A 378-nucleotide genomic window follows, 5' to 3' on the forward strand; every position below is an offset into this window, starting at 1 on the left:
AAGTTTTACAATTTTTGAATGAAGCGCAAGCTTCGTCAATTTAAGAGCTATATCAAATTCTTTGGAGAGTTTGATCCTGGCTCAGGACGAACGCTGGCGGCGTGCCTAATACATGCAAGTCGAGCGCAGGAAGCCGTTCCGAACCCTTCGGGGGGACGACGGTGGAATGAGCGGCGGACGGGTGAGTAACACGTAAAGAACCTGCCCATAGGTCTGGGATAACCACGAGAAATCGGGGCTAATACCGGATGTGTCATCGGACCGCATGGTCCGCTGATGAAAGGCGCTCCGGCGTCGCCCATGGATGGCTTTGCGGTGCATTAGCTAGTTGGTGGGGTAATGGCCCACCAAGGCGACGATGCATAGCCGACCTGAGAG

Annotated in this window: 1 rRNA gene; it reads left to right on the forward strand. The window is 54.2% G+C overall.

The features are described from left to right. Positions 1-58: 58 nt before the first annotated feature. Positions 59-378 (forward strand): 16S ribosomal RNA (locus tag KNO96_RS14270); the annotation flags it as partial.

Origin of the sequence: Exiguobacterium sp. s89 (genome assembly GCF_018617735.1) — a bacterium.
GTDB lineage: Bacteria > Bacillota > Bacilli > Exiguobacteriales > Exiguobacteriaceae > Exiguobacterium > Exiguobacterium marinum.